This window comes from Burkholderia sp. TSV86 (genome assembly GCF_001522865.1).
In the GTDB taxonomy this organism is placed as follows: domain Bacteria; phylum Pseudomonadota; class Gammaproteobacteria; order Burkholderiales; family Burkholderiaceae; genus Burkholderia.
In genome coordinates this window covers 89,668-106,569 of sequence record NZ_LOWB01000109.1, presented here as the reverse complement: position 1 = coordinate 106,569, position 16,902 = coordinate 89,668, and the positions used below count along the sequence as shown (strand labels likewise).

15 protein-coding genes are annotated in these 16,902 nt (G+C 65.8%); 9 read left to right on the top strand and 6 right to left on the bottom strand.

What is annotated here, in order from left to right; all coding sequences use genetic code 11:
- Positions 1–267: 267 nt before the first annotated feature.
- A complete protein-coding gene (locus tag WS68_RS19895) occupies positions 268–1,539 on the top strand; it encodes an NADH:flavin oxidoreductase/NADH oxidase family protein (protein WP_059572377.1) in 1,272 nt (423 codons plus the stop codon).
- Positions 1,540–1,925: 386 nt separating this feature from the next.
- On the opposite strand, the gene WS68_RS19890 is transcribed toward WS68_RS19895, so the two are convergent.
- Together WS68_RS19890 and WS68_RS19885 are read right to left on the bottom strand one after the other, a co-directional pair.
- On the bottom strand, positions 1,926–3,503 hold the full coding sequence (locus WS68_RS19890; protein WP_059572535.1) for a carbohydrate porin: 1,578 nt from the start codon (positions 3,501–3,503) through the stop codon (positions 1,926–1,928).
- A gap of 100 nt (positions 3,504–3,603) precedes the next feature.
- Positions 3,604–3,864 (bottom strand): hypothetical protein, encoded by a 261-nt coding sequence (locus WS68_RS19885; protein WP_059572376.1) that lies wholly within the window; start codon positions 3,862–3,864, stop codon positions 3,604–3,606.
- 1,052 nt (positions 3,865–4,916) lie between these two features.
- Here WS68_RS19885 and WS68_RS28490 point away from each other — a divergent pair.
- From WS68_RS28490 to gorA, 4 genes are all read left to right on the top strand, one after another.
- On the top strand, positions 4,917–5,057 hold the full coding sequence (locus WS68_RS28490; RefSeq protein ID WP_173678686.1) for a hypothetical protein: 141 nt from the start codon (positions 4,917–4,919) through the stop codon (positions 5,055–5,057).
- A gap of 113 nt (positions 5,058–5,170) precedes the next feature.
- Positions 5,171–6,820, top strand: a complete 1,650-nt coding sequence (locus tag WS68_RS19875) for an NRAMP family divalent metal transporter (RefSeq protein ID WP_059572374.1) — start codon at positions 5,171–5,173, stop codon at positions 6,818–6,820.
- 369 nt (positions 6,821–7,189) lie between these two features.
- Positions 7,190–7,414, top strand: coding sequence for a hypothetical protein (locus WS68_RS19865; RefSeq protein ID WP_059572372.1), 225 nt, complete (start codon positions 7,190–7,192; stop codon positions 7,412–7,414).
- A 163-nt stretch (positions 7,415–7,577) separates the two neighbouring features.
- Entirely contained in the window at positions 7,578–8,939 is a 1,362-nt protein-coding gene (gene gorA / locus WS68_RS19860; protein ID WP_059572371.1) for a glutathione-disulfide reductase, read from the top strand.
- A 234-nt stretch (positions 8,940–9,173) separates the two neighbouring features.
- Here gorA and WS68_RS27875 read toward each other — a convergent pair whose 3' ends face one another.
- Entirely contained in the window at positions 9,174–9,344 is a 171-nt protein-coding gene (locus WS68_RS27875) for a hypothetical protein (protein WP_156429585.1), read from the bottom strand.
- Between the two features lie 182 nt (positions 9,345–9,526).
- Here WS68_RS27875 and argG point away from each other — a divergent pair, with 182 nt between their 5' ends.
- The 4 genes from argG (at position 9,527) to WS68_RS19840 (ending at position 12,728) form a co-directional block, all read left to right on the top strand.
- On the top strand, positions 9,527–10,870 hold the full coding sequence (argG, locus tag WS68_RS19855; protein WP_059572370.1) for an argininosuccinate synthase: 1,344 nt from the start codon (positions 9,527–9,529) through the stop codon (positions 10,868–10,870).
- 152 nt (positions 10,871–11,022) lie between these two features.
- Entirely contained in the window at positions 11,023–11,526 is a 504-nt protein-coding gene (locus WS68_RS19850) for a hypothetical protein (protein WP_059572534.1), read from the top strand.
- Positions 11,527–11,618: 92 nt separating this feature from the next.
- Positions 11,619–12,323, top strand: a complete 705-nt coding sequence (locus WS68_RS19845; RefSeq protein WP_059572533.1) for a hypothetical protein — start codon at positions 11,619–11,621, stop codon at positions 12,321–12,323.
- Between the two features lie 204 nt (positions 12,324–12,527).
- Positions 12,528–12,728: a cation transporter gene (locus WS68_RS19840; protein ID WP_059572369.1), complete on the top strand. Its 201-nt coding sequence runs from the start codon at positions 12,528–12,530 to the stop codon at positions 12,726–12,728.
- 138 nt (positions 12,729–12,866) lie between these two features.
- On the opposite strand, the gene glmS is transcribed toward WS68_RS19840, so the two are convergent.
- From glmS to WS68_RS19825, 3 genes are all read right to left on the bottom strand, one after another.
- The gene (gene glmS, locus WS68_RS19835; protein WP_059572368.1) at positions 12,867–14,705 is read right to left on the bottom strand and encodes a glutamine--fructose-6-phosphate transaminase (isomerizing); all 1,839 of its coding nucleotides are present in this window, start codon (positions 14,703–14,705) and stop codon (positions 12,867–12,869) included.
- A 71-nt stretch (positions 14,706–14,776) separates the two neighbouring features.
- Positions 14,777–16,138 carry a bifunctional UDP-N-acetylglucosamine diphosphorylase/glucosamine-1-phosphate N-acetyltransferase GlmU gene (glmU, locus tag WS68_RS19830; protein WP_059572367.1) on the bottom strand — a complete coding sequence of 454 codons (1,362 nt, stop codon included), beginning with the start codon at positions 16,136–16,138 and terminating at the stop codon, positions 14,777–14,779.
- Between the two features lie 319 nt (positions 16,139–16,457).
- The gene (locus WS68_RS19825) at positions 16,458–16,862 is read right to left on the bottom strand and encodes a YybH family protein (protein ID WP_059572366.1); all 405 of its coding nucleotides are present in this window, start codon (positions 16,860–16,862) and stop codon (positions 16,458–16,460) included.
- Positions 16,863–16,902 lie beyond the last annotated feature (40 nt).

Sequence of the window (16,902 nt, the reverse complement as noted above, 5' to 3'; positions counted from 1 at the left end):
GATTGGCGCGGACGGGAGCGAGGGCCAGCCGAAGACAAGCGCCAAGCCGAATTTCTCATCGCCAGATCGCGGCATACAGTGACTTACCGTGACATACGCGACGCGCACGGCCCAAACGCACGCGGGCCAATCTTGTTGCTGCGGTCAAACGGTTTGCCGTTTTACTTCGCTTGCAAAGTTCTTTTTTAGAACCTACGATGCCGATTCCGCCATTGAAGAATGATTCGTTTTTTGATGGTTTTGTCTGTTTAACCGGAGAGTTGCAACATGTCAGATCCTGCCCCGGATATGAGCGCGGTCCTGTCGCAGCCGCTCACGTTGCCCAACGGCACGGTGTTGAAAAATCGTCTTGCGAAATCGGCGCTCACCGAGACGCTCGCTAATGCCGACGGCTGCGTGACGCCGGAGCTGATCACGCTGTATCGGCGCTGGTCGTATTCGGGCGCGGGGGTGCTGTTGACCGGCAACGTGATGATCGACCGCCACGCGCTCGGCGAGCCGGGCAACGTCGTGATCGAGGACGAGCGCGATCTGCCGCGCCTGCGCGAGTGGGCGGCGGCCGGCACCGCGCATGGCGGCGAATTGTGGATGCAGCTCAACCACCCCGGCAAGCAGGCGATGCGCGGGCTCAACCGCGAAACCGTCGCGCCTTCGGCGATCGGTTTCGGGCCGAAGCTCGCGCCGTACTTCCCGGTGCCGCGCGCGCTGACGGCCGCGCAAATCGACGACATCATCACGCGCTTCGGCACGGCCGCCGCGATCGCCAAGCAGGCGGGCTTTACCGGCGTGCAACTGCACGGCGCGCATGGCTATCTGATCAGCCAATTTTTGTCGCCGCATCACAATCAGCGCGATGACGATTGGGGCGGCAACGCCGAGAAGCGCCGCCGCTTCGTACTCGCGGTGTACCACGAAGTGCGCCGACGCGTCGGCCCGGATTTTCCGGTCTCGATCAAGCTGAATTCCGCCGATTTCCAGCGCGGCGGGTTTACCGAGGAAGAGTCGCTCGACGTGATCCGCGCGCTCGCGCAGGCCGGTATCGATCTCGTGGAAATCTCCGGCGGCACTTATGAGGAACCGGTGATGCAGGTCGGCCAACGTAAGGCGTCGACGGTCGCGCGCGAAGCGTATTTTCTGGAATTCGCGGAGAAGGTGCGCGCCGAGGTTCGCGTGCCGCTGATGGTCACGGGCGGATTTCGCAGCCTTGCCGGGATGACGGCGCCATTGCACGCCGGCGCGCTCGATTTGATCGGCCTCGGCCGTATTTTCACGATCGAGCCCGATGCGCCGGCGCGGCTGCTGCGCGGCGAAGAAACGCTTCATCGCATCAAGCCGCTTACCACGGGCATCAAATATTTCGACAGTCTCGGCTCGCTCGAAATCACGTGGTATTCGCGACAAATGCATCGGATTGCCAAGGGCCGCCGTCCGATTCCGGACGAAAGCGGATTGAAGTCGTTTCTGATCGAGCTTGCGTCCAGGGGGTTCCAGATCTGGAGGACGCAGCGGCTGCGCGCATCGTCGGAGGAGGCGGCATAAAGGGGCGGCATAAAGGTGTGGCGGGCACGGTGGCAGCGCCCAGCGCGCGCGATGTGCACTGATTGTGGAGGCAGGCTGAAGCGCACGCCGGTCGAGCGCAAGGTGCGCGGCTATTCGGGCGAATGGCCGGTTGCGCGGTTCGACCTGCGCCCGGGGCGTGACGCGTCGCGGGGAAGAGAGGCCGGGCGCGGCTTGTGCGGCCGCTGCGAACGTTGGCCGAGGCCGGGTTTGCGCGGTGTTGGCGGCCGTGTTGCTCGCTTAGCCTGCTGATGCGGCGCCGGCGCGGAATTTCGCCATCGGTCAAACCGGCCTTGCCAATTGGAACCGGCGCTGCGTCACCGTCGCGCTTACCCAACCGCTCCACGGCGAGCGTCCCGCCGGCGGGATCAGAACAAAATCGTCGTGCGCAGCCCGATGATCGCCTCGTCGCCGATCCGCGCGCCCGGCTCGTTCGGATTCGGGATGCCGCCGCCCGGCCGGAATACATACTGAAAGTCGGCTTGCAATTGCCACCACGGCGTCACCTGATATTGGTAAGTCGCTTCGAGCAGGGTCTCGGCGCGGCGCACCGGATAGCCGGGCGTCGAGTAGACACCGGTATCGCCGTCGAATCCGCGCGCGCGCGCGCCGAGTTTGGCGTAGCCGATCGCAACGCCGGCCGTGTCGTTGTCGCGGCCCGCAAACGGCGCCTTCAGCGTGACGCCGGCATTGAATGCGAAATCGACCTGATTGCGATCGCCCGGCGCGCCCATGACGCGCGCGAACACGTTCAGCGAGCGCGGGCTGTCCGCGTTCGGCCGCCACACCATCTGATCGGCAAGCGCATAGAAACCATAGTTGCCGCGATGCGTCGCGGGCGCGCCGCTGCTTGCCGGACTCGCGAGCGGCACGCCGTTCGTGTCGTAGCGCGGATCGTCGAAACGCTCGGTGTTATACCAGAAGCCGAGTTTATACATGCCGGGCAGGCCGGCGGGCGGCGGCGTCTTCGGGGCGGCGGGCGGCGCGTTGAGCGCGTACTGCAACTCGCCGATGAAGAGCGCGCCATTACCCAGGTTGAAGTTCGTGCCGTGACGGTTGAGCTGCTGGGGATCGCCCGGCCCGCCTGCCGGATTACCGTCGAACACGCCCGCCATCACCGTCCATGCATCGGACGGCTTCACGCGCAGCCGCACGCCGAGCGACGACAGCGGATAGGCGGGGCCGCCCGCCGGCATGTCGGCGGACGGCAGCACCGGCCAGCCGAAGGTCGCGTTGATGAAGGTGCTGGCGTACTGGCTCACCATGAATTCCTGGTCGAGACTCTGCAGGCCGATCTTCACGTCCGTGCGGCCGCCCGCGAACGCTTGCTGATACCACAGCTCCCAGAGGCGGGTCGTCGATTCCGCCTCGATGCCGGTTGCCGTCTGCAGCAATTGCAAGTTGCGCTGCGTCAGGCTCGTGCCGTGGATCTGCAGCGCGGAGACGTTGAACGTGCCGCCCGGCAGGCCGAACGCCTTGTCGGTATCGAGACTGAAACCGAATTGCATGAGGCCGCCGTAGGCGCCGCCGCGTTTCGTGCCGCCCGACAGGTTGTTCAGATATTCGCTGGTTTCCTGCACGCTGAGCGTGATGCCGTGATCGCCGAGCTTACTGCGCAGGCCGCCCATATCGCCGAGCAGATTCGAGCGTTCCCAGAAGCCGGTTGGCGCAGGCGCTTCGGCGGGCTGATCGCCTGGCGCGGGTGCGGAGTGCGCTTCGGGTGCGGCTTGCGCGCGTTGCGCGGCGGATGAGCCGTCAGCGGCCCCGGCCGTTGCAGCCTGAGCCTGATCCGCAGCGGCTGGCGCAGGCGCGGCGCTTTCAGATGTTGCCGGCGTGGCGGTTGCCGTCTGCGCGAGCGCCGGCTGCACGACGCCGAGCGACAGCAGCAACGGCAGGCTGGTGACGGCGCCGGATTTTGCGAGCATGTGATGAATGGTTTTCTGCATGACGAATCGTTGCTTGTTGAGCTGAAGCGCCTGGGCATGGCGGCCGCCTGCTGCTTGGAAAAACCCGCCGGCCGCGGCCAACCGGCGGTTGGCTGGCGGACTAGGAGAACCACCAGCTCATGCGAATCGATTGATGCAGGCCGATGCGAAAACTTGCTTGAATCAGCAGCGCCGCGAGCGCGATGGCGAATGCGGCGGCCGCGACGATCGCCCACGTCGCGGGCCCGACGCGATGATCGGCGCGTTGCGGCGAGTCGGGGCCTACGGCTTGCGCAAGCGGCGGGATGGCCGAAATGCCGTGCTGGCGGGTGGACGGATCGGCATATTGCCTGAGTTTGGCGGCAACGAATGGAACAAGCATGACTGCGCTCCCGTGCGCTACGGCGCACGTCGGACGACACGCGACGTCGTGCACACGTCCGGCGGAACGCTGACGACGACGAAACAGAGCAAGCGTGCTGCGTGCGGCCGGACAGGCGAAAGCCGTCGGCGATGAAGCGCGCTAACTCGACTGGCGCGAGTTAGCGGCGAAGGAAACCCCAGCGGCTATCTCGCGATGGCGCGGCCGGCATGAGCCGGCTTCAGACTTTCACTACTAGGGCACGTGTCCACGTGGGACGCTCCTTCGATAAAGAATTGCGGCGGATTGTATGCGGCCTATCGATACGCATGCAAGTAAAAATACGAATAAAAATGCCGAGCCGGCCGGTATGCGGGCCGGCACGCATTCGCGGTGCCAGCGTTTTGGGCCGGGCTTGCATGCGACACGGCGTGCGCGACATTGAAAGCATCGGGCTCGATTTCATTGCGCCAAAACTTACAGCCGGCGCGCGGCCGAAATTTTTTTTGCGATACCAATCATTGGCGATTGACTTTCGATCCGCCGCCTACCTAGAATCCGGCCATCTCCACAGATGGGGCCGATGCCTTGGACACTGGCAGTAGTCGACCTTCGAGCAATTTCTCCGCCTGAACGGCAAGACGTCCGCGCCCTCTTTGCGCCGCCGTCCTGCCGATCTGGCAGACGGTGCGCGCCGTAGTACTCCCGTTTCCTTCGTCCGTGCACCCTTGATTCGCGCCGCATGAGCGCGCTGCCTTTGCACGCGCGCATTCGGCAACGCCGCGAGCTGCCCGCCCAAGCAGCGCGCGTTCGCCCGACACTGCTTCGGCTGCGTCGGGCGTCGCGCACGCGCGCGCATGGCGTATTCGCATCGCGCGCATGCGCCCGACGATGCCCTTTTGAATACAAGGAGCCGACATGCCGGACAGTGACAGTTATCCCATACGCCCAATCCTGAATCGTTTCGATTTCGACCATTAAGGGAAGCGCGTGGGGCTCGACCGATCGCGCATCGCGCATGCACCGGGCACCTGGCTTTCCTCGACGCGAGAACACTCGCCCGGAGCCTCGTCATGCAATTCGGTCTGCTTCTGTCACAACTGCCGCACGTTGAAGAATCGCGCCTTCACTACGACGCGATGCTGTCGCTCGATGCCGCAGGCAAGCCGGCACACGCCACATTCTGGCAGCGCCTGAAAACATTGATTTTCTGAGCCCGCTGCGCGTTTCGACATAGGCAAGCGATGCCGCCGCCCGGCGGTGCGCGCGTTTGCCTATGTCGGCTCGATGCGCGGCTTAACGACTACACGCTTATCGGAGCAAACACATGTCCACGCCAACCGATCTCTCTCCACCGATTGCGCTGGAGCCCAGCGCCGTTCTCGATCACGCGCATCTGGGCGACATCAAGGGCGCGCTCGGCACGATCGCGCACCACGACACCGCGCCGCGCAGCGGCTGGTGGGCGCGCTTGCGCACGCTGCTCGCCATTCTCGGGCCGGGCCTCATCGTGATGGTCGGCGATAACGACGCAGGCGCGTTCGGCACTTATACGCAGGCAGGCCAGAACTACGGCACGTCGCTGCTCTGGACGCTGCTGCTGCTCGTGCCCGTGCTGTTTGTCAATCAGGAGATGGTGCTGCGTCTTGGCGCGGTCACGGGCGTCGGCCACGCGCGGTTGATTTTTGAGCGCTTCGGCAAGTTCTGGGGCGCGTTTAGCGTGATCGACCTGTTCATCCTGAACGCGCTGACGATCGTCACCGAATTCATCGGCATTACGTTCGTGCTCGATTTCTTCGGCGTATCGAAGATCGCGGGCGTGTGCATCGCGGCGGCGCTCACGATGGCGGCCGTCAGCACCGGCGATTTCCGCCGCTTCGAGCGCTTCGCGATCGGGCTGTGCTTGGCGAGCCTGCTGCTCGTGCCCGTGCTCGTCACGATCCACCCGCCCGTGCATCAAATCGCGCGCGATCTGGTCGTGCCGAGCTGGCCCGCGCACGCGAAGCTTTCCGACGTGATGCTGCTGGTGATCGGCATCGTCGGCACGACGATCGCGCCGTGGCAGCTCTTCTTTCAGCAGAGTTACGTGATCGACAAGCGGATCACGCCGCGCTTCATGAAATACGAGAAGGCCGACCTGTGGATCGGCATCGTATTCGTGATGATCGGCGCGATCGCGATGATCTCGTTTTGCGCAGCGCTTTACGCGGGCAAGCAGGAATACGGCAACTTCAGCGATGCAGGCGGCGTGATCGCGGGCCTGGCGAAGTACGCCGGCCACACGAGCGCGACACTGTTCGCGGTCGCGCTGCTCGACGCGTCGATCATCGGCGCCGCGGCAGTGTCGCTCGCGACGGCCTATGCGATCGGCGACGTGTTCAAGATCCGTCATTCGCTGCATCGCAGCGTGTCGGATGCGAAGGGGTTCTATTTCGTCTATTTCGGCATCGTCGCCGCGGCGGCCGCGCTCGTGCTGATTCCGGGCAGCCCGCTCGGGCTGCTGACCGAAGCGGTGCAGACGCTCGCGGGCGTGCTGCTGCCGAGCGCGACCGTGTTCCTGCTGCTGTTGTGCAACGATCGTGCGGTGCTCGGGCCGTGGGTCAATTCGACGAGATTGAACCTGTTCACGGGCGCGGTGATCTGGATGCTGGTGATGCTGTCGATCATTCTGACGGCATCGGTGCTGTATCCGGACATCAGTGGCGAGACGATGCTCGAAGTGCTCGCGGGCGGCACGCTGCTCGCGGTGCTCGGTTATGCCGCGACGCTCGCGCTGCGCAAGCGCGGCGGCGCGCGGCCGGCTGCACCGGTGGAGCGCAGCCTGCGCGACACGTGGCGGATGCCGCCGCTTGACGCGTTGCCCGCGCCGCGAATCACGCTGTCGACGCGCATTTGGATGGGCGTGCTGCGCGGCTATCTGGTGCTTGCGGTCGGGCTCGTGATCGTCAAGGTCGTGCAGATGACGTTCTTAAAATGACGTATCGGCTGAAAGCCGATGCTGTTTCGACGACGCTTTTCGAAGGGCGCGACGCAGTGAAGCGATACGCATGCGCCGCAGCGGCCATCGCCGTGCTGCTGCTATCCGGATGCACGAAGCCGGACGGCGACGATGCCGTGAGCAGCAACGAAAGCCATCTGGCATCCGCGCCGGTGGCAGCGTCCGGCGGCGGTGTGGCGGCGAGTGGATTAAGCTTGGCTCGCGGCATCGTGAGCGTCGTCGGTCGCGCGCCGGCTCGCGGGAGGTCGTGCCGGACGTAACGGGCGCTATCGAATGTTACAACCGTGGTGGAGCGTCGATGCCGGTGCAATCATGCACGCTCACGTTCAACCATAAACGGTGAGGGCGATGGGAATCTTGAATACGGCGGGTGAGACTGCGGGTGCGGTTGCGGCGGTTGCGGCGGTCGAGAAGTTCGATCCGGATGCCGGTTTGCTGACGAGGGCCGCAGCCGCGGTCGCGGGCTTCAAGGGAGCCGAGGCGCTTGAAAATTTCGTCGAGAAGAAGGAAGGCGAAGCGGCCGAGGATGGCGACAATACGGCCGCGCCGGACAGCGACGCATCGCAGGCGTAACGCGCGGCAGGCGAGCATTGCGGGCGCGCAGCGCGCCCGCCCGAAGCGGGGGGCAAGCGAAAGACGGGTCTCCCGTTTTCTTTGCGCGCGGGCCGTGCGCGCTCCGCGAGAAAGTCGAAATCTTGTTATCGTCCGGTCATCCGAACTTCGATGGAGCGATGCGATGGAATTCGACTACGACCTGTTTGTGATCGGCGCGGGCTCGGGCGGTGTGCGTCTTGCGCGGATCGCCGCATCGTATGGCGTGCGTGTCGGCATCGCCGAGTCGGAGCAGATTGGCGGTACCTGCGTGCTGCGTGGCTGCATTCCGAAGAAACTGCTCGTCTACGCGTCGCACTACAGCCACGAAGTCGAGGATGCGGCCGGCTTTGGTTGGGTCTTCGGTCGCGGCGTGTTCTCGTGGCCCGCGCTCATCGCCGCGAAGGATCACGAGATCGCGCGGCTGAGCCGTATTTATGTCGATCTGCTGATGAAGGCCGGCGTCGATATTCACGAAGGGTGTGCGACGCTTGCCGGTGCGCACACGGTCGAACTCGCGGGGCGCCGCATCACCGCGCGGCACATTGGCATCGCGACGGGCTCGCGGCCGACGCTGCCGGCGATTCCAGGCATCGAGCATGCGATCACGTCGCGCGACGCGTTGAGCCTGCCCGAGCTGCCCGGCCGGATCGCGATTGTCGGCGGCGGTTATATCGCGGTCGAGTTCGCGGGCATTTTCAACGGGCTGGGGGCGCACGTCGAGCTGTTTTATCGCGGCGACGAAATCCTGCGCGGCTTCGACGACGACGTGCGGCGTTTCCTGCACGACGAGATGGCCAAACAGGGCGTCGCGATTCATACGCGCGCGAGCATCGGCGCGATCGAGCGCGATGCGCACGGCGAACTGATGCTGCAGCTTGCGCACGGCGCGAGCGGCCCTTACGGCGCCGTGCTGTATGCGACGGGCCGCGCCGCGAACTGCGACGGGCTCGGCCTGGAAGCGCTCGGTGTCACACGCGATGCGAACGGGGCGATCGAGGTCGATGCGTATTCGGCAACGCGCGTGCCGTCGATTCATGCGATCGGCGACGTTACCGCGCGGCCGCAACTGACGCCTGTCGCGACGCGCGACGGCGCGCTGCTCGCGGCGAATCTGTTCGGCGGCAAGCGGATCGCGGCCGATCATCGCTACATTCCGTCCGCCGTGTTCAGCCAGCCCGAGGTGGCGACGGTCGGGCTGACCGAGGCGCGCGCGCGTGCCGAGCACGGCGGAGTCGATATCTACAAGACCGCGTTCAAGGCGTTGCGGCATGCGTTGTCCGGGCGCGACGAAAGGACGTTCATGAAGCTCGTCGTCGCGCGCGACAGCCAGCGTGTCGTGGGCGCACACATGGTGGGGCGCGATGCGGCGGAGATCATTCAGGGCGTTGCGATTGCGATCCGCGCCGTCGCGACGAAGGCGCAGTTCGACGAGACGATCGGCATTCATCCGACCGCGGCCGAGGAGTTCGTCACGCTGCGGCAAAAGGAGCCGGACGGCGCGTGAAAGAGGCGCGGCGCGCGGCTTGGGCGCGGGCAAGCGCACGGCGGCCGGATTGGGCTTTTTCAGCGCGTGGCCACATCACCGGCGCAATTGGCGCATCAGAAATCATCGATAAAAAAATTCGTCCGCACGCCAGGCCGGATTGAGCCGCACGCGTAGCCAGCGATCGCCGCTGGCAGGGCAGCGCTTGCGTGTGCGCGGCGGGCTTTCGATGCTGGGGCGCCGCGCGGGTATCGCTCACATCACCCACATCACCCACATCACCCACATCACCCGCAGCGCCCGCAGCGCCCGCAGCGCCCACAGCGCCCACAGCGCCCACAGCGCCGCCATTGAGCCGCGCCGCTTCGCGGCCGGTGGCGCCGTCGTCGCCCGCCCGAGGCGTTCGCGGCGTATCCCGATGCTCATCGGGCGTTTTATCGCTGACAACGCGGCCGTATGCGCGGCCGAATCCTCGAATCGGGCCGCGCGAAGCGCCGCCCGATTCGATCCCGCGTGGCCGGCGGACGAAATTTCGTTTAAAGAGGCCCGCCCGATATACTCTTAAATTCCGCGAAATTCCCTGTCCACTTGATTGAACGGTTTTCCTCATGACCACGATTCTTGAAAGTCTCCCGGCCGGCCAGAAGGTCGGCATCGCGTTCTCCGGCGGCCTCGATACGAGCGCCGCGCTGCACTGGATGCGTATCAAGGGGGCCGTTCCTTATGCGTACACGGCGAACCTCGGTCAGCCCGACGAAGACGATTATGATTCGATCCCCAAGCGCGCGATCCAATACGGCGCCGAAGGCGCGCGCCTGATTGATTGCCGCGCGCAGCTCGTCGCGGAAGGCATTGCGGCGCTCCAATGCGGTGCGTTCCATATCTCGACGGCCGGCGTCACCTATTTCAATACGACCCCGATTGGTCGTGCCGTGACGGGCACGATGCTCGTCGCCGCGATGAAGGAAGACGGCGTGAACATCTGGGGCGACGGCAGCACGTACAAGGGCAACGACATCGAGCGCTTCTACCGCTACGGCCTGCTTGTGAATCCGGATTTGAAGATCTACAAGCCTTGGCTCGATCAGCGCTTCATCGACGAGCTGGGCGGGCGCGCGGAAATGTCCGAATTCATGCGCAAGTCGGGCTTCGAGTACAAGATGTCGGCGGAGAAGGCCTATTCGACCGATTCGAACCTGCTCGGCGCGACGCATGAGGCGAAGGATCTGGAGAGCCTCGAAAGCGGCATCCGGATCGTGAATCCGATCATGGGCGTCGCGTTCTGGCGCGACGACGTGAAGATCGATCGGGAAGAAGTGACGGTGCGCTTTGACGAAGGCCGCCCGGTCGCGCTCAACGGCGTCGAGTTCAAGGATCAGGTCGAGCTGCTGCTCGAGGCGAACCGGATCGGTGGGCGTCACGGCCTTGGAATGAGCGATCAGATCGAGAACCGGATCATCGAGGCGAAGAGCCGCGGCATTTACGAAGCTCCGGGGCTCGCGCTGCTGTATATCGCATACGAGCGGCTCGTCACCGGCATTCACAACGAGGATACGATCGAGCAGTACCGCGAGAACGGCCGCCGTCTAGGCCGCCTGCTGTATCAGGGCCGCTGGTTCGATCCGCAGGCGATCATGCTGCGCGAGACCGCGCAGCGCTGGGTCGCGCGCGCGATCACGGGTGAAGTGACGGTCGAGCTGCGGCGCGGCAATGATTATTCGATCGTCCGCACGCGCTCGCCGAACCTCACGTATCAGCCGGAACGGTTGTCGATGGAGAAGGTCGCATCGACGTTCTCGCCGCGCGACCGGATCGGGCAGCTGACGATGCGCAATCTCGACATCACCGATACGCGAGACAAGCTGCGGATTTATTCGCAAGTCGGTCTGTTGACGCCGGCGGAGGCGTCGGCGCTGCCGCAACTGAAGGACGACAAGAACGGCGGCGAGTAACGCGCACTCGCGCGGCGGGCCGTTCGTGCCCCGCCGCGCCTGCTGCACCGGCCGCCGCAACGGCGCTTTTCTGGTGGACGCCGTCTTACGCATCAATCGTCGCGGGCCGCATCCGCGCCATCGTAGAATCGATAATAAGAATGGAGATTGATATGTTCGAGATGCTGCCGCCGATGGGGTTCGTTCGGCGTTTGTCGGTGTGGTGGTCCTGTTTTTGGCGCCAGATGGCAGCCACGCTGCCGATATGGCTGATTGACATCGCCGCGTCGGTTTTCTGGATGGCTCGGATGCGCTCGGCCGCCGGCCATCTGCCGCTCGGGCCGACGCTCGCGTTCGGCTTGCTGGTGATCGTCAGTACCCTTTTATATCTGCCGATCAGCGGGTATATGACTCGCAAGGGCTTCGCGGCGCACGCGCTGAGCGTGCCGGCCACGCAGACGCTCCAGCAGGCGACGATGCTCGCGTTGACCGGCGCTGGCTGGGGGCTGCTGGTGTCGGTGTTGATCAGCATCGCCGTGCAATGGCCGCTGCGGCATGCCGGCCATCCGGTGCCCGGCCAGGCGCTCGGATTTGCGTTGAATGTCGCCGGTGCGTTGTACGTCGTGCTGCCGCGGCAGGCGCGGCGCCTGAGGCTGCAGGCTCAGGCGGCGGCCTGAGGGCGGTGGCGCGGGCGTCGCACGGCACTTCGCATTTTCCCACTTTCAATACCGCGACGCAGCGACGAGGGCGTATGAGCTTCGGAATCCGGATGATCCGCGCGGCGGCCGCCGCGAGTTTGTCGGTGGGCGTGTGCGCGAGCGTGGCTGGCCCGGCAATCGAGCCAGGCCAATATGTGTATGTCGAGGGCGGCAGCGCGCACGGCGTGCTGAGCATCCACGCAAACCGCTTCACGCTGCAGACGATCGGCGGCAACTGCCACACTTGCTCGCTGAGCGGCACTCTCGACGGGCGCGCGGCTGTCGCGACGGACAGCGGCGGCATGTGCCGCATCGCACTGTCCGGTGACGGCCGGCGCGTGCTCAAGCTCGATTCGGCGGGTGCCGATGCTTGCCGTGACAATTGCGGCGCACGCGCCAGTTTCGACGGCGAGTATCGCCGCCCGCCGGCTGCCTGCGCCGATCGGCAGCGCGCGGCGCGCATCGAACAATCGCACCGGCAATATGCGGCGCAGGACTACGCCGCCGCGCGCGCGACGTTGACCGCGGTGTTGTCGCAATGCGCGGCGTTCATGGATTGGATCGAACGCGATAAGGTGAAGAGCGATCTCGCCCTGGCTGAGTATCACCGCGGCGACCGCGCGCGGTGTGCGGCGGTGCTGGCCGATACGGTCGCCGTACAACGGCAGAAGGACGACGCGTTCGGCTTGCCGCCATGCGATGCTGAAAATTACCAATCGACAGGCAAGGCCATACTGCACAATCTCGCGCTGTGCCGGGCGGCCGCGAAGCCTTGATGGCGCCCGCCACGGCGGGGCTCAGGCTGGCGTGCCACGGCGGTTGACACGTTCATCCGCGTGACTGCCGCGTATTGCGTCCGGGTATCGCGGGCATCGTCCGTGTGTGTATTGCCGCGACGGAATCGAAAATCTGCTTGACCTTCCCACCGTGGGAAGATGCACGCTTCAGCCACGTTCACACACTGGGACAGGAGAAAGCAGATGAAGCTCGAAGTGAAAGACATGTCGTGCGGCGGTTGCGCGAATGCGATCAAGCAGGCGATCACGGCCGCGGACCCGGCCGCGACCGTCGCGGCGGACGTCGAATCGAAAATCGTTAGCGTCGGCTCGACGCTGGGTGTCGAGCGTGTGGTCGAGGTGGTCGAGGCGGCGGGGTTTCATCCGGTCATCGTCGCGTCGTAAGCGGCGCGAGCGCATTGCGGCGCGCACGCATTGCGCGGCGGATGCCGCCGGCGGCGAGGCCGGCACGCTGCCGGCGGTGCCGAACCGCCCGCACGAACTCGGCGCGTGCGCTGTGCGCCGTGCGCCTGACGCCGCTGCTTACTCCACCGTCACCGATTTCGCCAGATTCCGCGGCTTGTCCACATCCGTGCCTCGCGCGCATGCCGTGTGATACGCGAGCAATTGCAGCGGCACGACGTGCAGGATCGGCGACAGCAGCCCGTAGTGCTCCGGCATCCGGATCACATGCAGCCCTTCGCCATTGACGATGTGCGTGTCCGCATCGGCGAATACGTACAGCTCGCCGCCGCGCGCGCGCACCTCCTGCATGTTCGATTTCAGCTTCTCGAGCAGCGTGTCGTTCGGCGCGACGGTTACCACCGGCATCGCTTCGGTCACGAGCGCGAGCGGCCCGTGCTTGAGTTCGCCCGCCGGATACGCTTCCGCGTGGATGTACGAAATTTCCTTGAGCTTCAGCGCGCCTTCGAGCGAAATCGGGTAATGCAGCCCGCGGCCGAGGAACAGCGCGTTTTCCTTGCGCGCGAACTCTTCGGACCACGCGATGATCTGCGGCTCGAGCGCGAGCACGCTGTTGAGCGCGGCGGGCAGATGGCGCAGTTGCTTCAGGTAGTCGGCTTCGCGCGCGGCGTCGACGTGCCCGCGCAGCTTGCCGAGCGTGGCCGCGAGCACGAAGAGCGCGACAAGCTGCGTGGTGAACGCCTTGGTCGATGCAACGCCGATCTCGGTGCCCGCGTGCGTGAGGAATTGCAGCCCGGTTTGTCGCACCATCGCGCTCGTCGCGACGTTGCAAATCGCGAGCGTGTGCGGGTGGCCGAGCGCCTGCGCATGCTTGAGCGCGGCGAGCGTGTCCGCCGTCTCGCCCGATTGCGAGATGACGACGACCAGCGCTCGCGGATTCGGCACCGATTCGCGGTAGCGGTATTCGCTCGCGATTTCGACTTGCGTCGGAATTTTCGCGATCGATTCGAGCCAGTATTTCGCGGTCAGCCCCGAGTAGTAGCTCGTGCCGCACGCGAGGATCAGCAGGCTGTCGATGTCGGCAAACACGCCGGCCGCGTGCTCGCCGAACAGCGACGGGCCGAACGCGTCGGTTTGCGGGATCGTGTCGGAGATCGCGCGCGGCTGCTCGAAGATCTCCTTTTGCATGAAGTGCCGGTACGGCCCAAGCTCGACCGCGCCGCCGTAGGCGGCCACCACGCGCACGTCGCGCTCGGCGTGCGCGCCGTCGCGATCGGCGATGCGCACGCCGTCGAGCGTCAGCTCGCATACGTCGCCTTCGTCGAGGAACGTGAAGCGATCGGTGCTGCCCGCGAGCGCGAGCGCGTCGGACGCGAGAAAGTTCTCGCGCTTGCCGAAGCCGACGACGAGCGGCGAGCCCTGCCGCGCGCCCACCACGGTATGCGGCTCGTCCCGGTGGATCACCGCGATTGCGTAGGCGCCGTGCAGTTGCCTGACGGCCTGCTGCACCGCGTCGAACAGGTTGCCTTGATACAGGCTATGGATCAGATGCGCGACGACTTCTGTGTCGGTCTGCGACACGAACTCGTAGCCTTTCGCGCGCAATGCATCGCGAAGCGGCTCGAAGTTCTCGATGATGCCGTTGTGCACGAGCGCGAGCGCGTTGGACGAGAAGATCGGATGCGCGTTGTGCGTGACGGGCGCGCCGTGCGTCGCCCAGCGCGTGTGCGCGATGCCCGTCACGCCTTCGAGGCGCGACTCGCGCACTTGCGCGTCGAGATCGGCAACGCGCTCGACGCTGCGCGCGCGCTTCGGCGCGCCCGGCGTGGAGCCGCCCGCGCCGGCTTCGAGCACCGCGACGCCGCACGAGTCGTAGCCGCGATATTCCAGACGGCGCAACCCCTCGATCAGCACCGGAACGATATTACGTTGCGCAACCGCGCCGACAATTCCGCACATGATTCTTGTCCTAAAAATGATGCGGGCGCATTCGGCGCGCCCGCGAAGCCCCGTTCTTCAACGCCCGTTCTCTAGCTCTTTTTCTTGACCGGCCGCACGTAGCCGCTCTTTTGCGTCTGCGTCTTGTCGTTCAGCGCGAGCATGCCTTCGGCGACGTCCTTCCAGATCGTCGTGCCGGCCGCGATCGTCACGCCGCGGCCGACGCGTACCGGCGCGACGAGCTGCGTATCGGAGCCGACGAACACGTCGTCCTCGATGATCGTGCGGAATTTGTTCGCGCCGTCGTAATTGCAGGTGATCGTGCCCGCGCCGATGTTCACGCGCGCGCCGATGTCGGCGTCGCCGATGTACGTGAGGTGGTTCGCCTTCGAACCGTGGCCGATCACCGCGTTCTTCACCTCGACGAAGTTGCCGACGTGCGCGTCATCGGCGAGCGCCGCGCCCGGCCGCAGCCGCGCATACGGGCCGACCACCGCGTGCGCGCCGATCGCCGCGCCGTCGATGTGCGAGAACGCGTCGATGCGCGCGCCCGCGCCGATCGTCGCGTTGCGGATCACGCAGTGCGCGCCGATCGTCACGTCATCGGCGATCGTCACGTCGCCCTCGAACACGCAGTTCACGTCGATCGACACGTCGCGGCCGCACGCGAGCCTGCCGCGCACGTCGATGCGAGCGGGATCGGCGAGCGTGACGCCATCGGCGAGCAGCGCATCGGCGAGCTGGCGTTGATGGATGCGTTCAAGCCCGGCAAGCTGCGCCTTGCTGTTGACGCCGAGCGTTTCCCATTCTTCGTCGGGCTGCGTCGTGACGATCTCGAAGCCCGCCTCGATCGCCTGCTCGACCACGTCGGTCAGGTAGTACTCGCCCTGCGCGTTGTCGTTGCCGAGCGCGCCGAGCCACATCGCGAGCTGAGCGGTCGGCGCGACGACGATGCCGGTGTTGATTTCGGCGATCTTCAACTCGTCGGCGCTCGCGTCCTTTTGCTCGACGATGCGCACGACGCAGCCCGCCTGGTCGCGCACGATGCGCCCGTAACCGGTGGGATCGTCGAGCGTGACGGTGAGCACGCCGTAGCGCGCATCGGTTGCGGCATCGACGAGGCGCTTGAGCGTGGCGGTGCGCGTGAGCGGCACGTCGCCGTACAGCACGAGCGTCGGTTGCGCGGGATCGAGCAGCGGCAGCGCCTGACGCACCGCATGGCCGGTGCCCAACTGCTGCTCCTGCAGCGCGAACTGGACGTCCGGCGCGGCGACGGCGGCGCGCACCTGATCCGCGCCGTGGCCGATCACGACGACGAGCCGCGACGGCGCAAGCGCGCGGGCGGTATCGATCACGTGGGAGAGAAGCGGCCTGCCGGCCAGAGGATGAAGCACTTTAGGCAGCGCCGAACGCATGCGCTTGCCGGTGCCTGCCGCCAAAATCACGATATTCATGGCGCCAGCGTCGTAGGGAGAGTTCGAAGCTGGCCATTTTAGCATGCGGCCCCCTGCCGGCGCGTATGCGCGGCAGGGGGCAAACCGGCGGCGCGGCGGGGTTGCGCCATGCCGGGCAACGGTTTGCGGCGTGCGGCGGCGCCGGGCGGGCCGGCGGTTCGTCGAGGTGCGCGGCGCACGGTGGCCTCGCGCCTTGCCGGCTGGCGGCCGGCGCTCGCGTGCACTGCGCGGGGCCGGCTCGCACGGGCGCCGCATGTTCGCGCGCGCGGGCCGTTCGGTGGCCCCTCACGCGGCGATTTCACAGCTCGACGCGCAACGGCTATGCCGATTCGGGCGGTACCGGCATCACGAGATTGGCATCGCGCGCGAGCCGCCAGCGGCCGTCGGCCTCTTTGCGCAGGATCGTCAGCGTGCGGCCTTGCCGGCGCACCGGCGCCGCGCCGCCGGGGGCGCGTATCGTCATGTCGATGCGGTTGCGCAGATAGGCCCAGTCGCCGAGTACGCAAATCTCCTCGATTTCGCTGCCGCCTTCGATATCGAGCCCGGCGCCTTTCATCGCGCCGGCCGATGCCTCGAATTCACGTTTGCCGAACGGCGCGTGGCCGGGGACCAGGAAGACCACGTCGTCCGTCATCAGGCTTAGCACGGTTGCGATATTGCCGCTTTGGCTGGCCGATATCCAGGTGTCGATCAGCTCGCGAATCGCGCGTTCGTCTTCGGTCATGCCGTTCTCCGTTTCGATCGTGTGATCGATTCTGGCGCGT